Below are 633 nucleotides of genomic sequence, written 5' to 3' on the forward strand. Positions count from 1 at the left end.
TGTTCCACATAGGCATCCTCGGTCGGGAATTCTCCTCCCTCCAATACCTGGACCTTATAATTGACCATAAAGTTCTGGATATTTGACATGATCTGCCAGTCTTTCCATCCTTGATTTCTTAAGGCATTGATAAATTCCGGAAATTTCCGATCCTTTTTTAGGTTTTCCAGTGTGAGGTAAGTACACTGCTTTATATTTTCAAACCTATTGGTTATTGCCCGGAGATTAAATTCTCTGTCGTATTTTTTACTTAGGGTATCATTCCATACCATAAATCTGTTCTCCCTTGGCATTGAAAGTTCCGGGAAGTGCTCTTTATCGAATAGATCGGGCTTGAAAGCTTCGAAATCACTTTTCCTGTAAACATCGCGATGCATTTTCTGATAGAGGTTCACTACCAGCTGCTTGGCATCTAATTTCGATTCTTTAAGTAAAATGGCTATCAGTTCTTCAAATTCCTCATCGGGCAATAAACTGATATTGTCCAATATTTGTTTCAATGAGACCATGAGAAAGGCAGCATGGTAATTCATCTCCTTCATTTCTTTCGAATTCGTTCGATGAAGGTACACCTTCCACTTAACTATTTGGTTTGAAGCCAACTGTTCTGGTTGCTGTCTCTTATACACATCT

1 protein-coding gene is annotated in these 633 nt (G+C 39.0%); it reads right to left on the bottom strand.

The features are described from left to right. Window positions 1-500, bottom strand: a 500-nt coding sequence (locus tag JHD69_RS19990) for a hypothetical protein (RefSeq protein WP_199142096.1), incomplete at its 3' end; no start/stop codon positions are given. Between the last annotated feature and the right edge of the window lie 133 nt (window positions 501-633).

The sequence above is a fragment of the Pedobacter sp. ASV12 genome (assembly GCF_016429155.1).
Classification (GTDB): domain Bacteria; phylum Bacteroidota; class Bacteroidia; order Sphingobacteriales; family Sphingobacteriaceae; genus Pedobacter.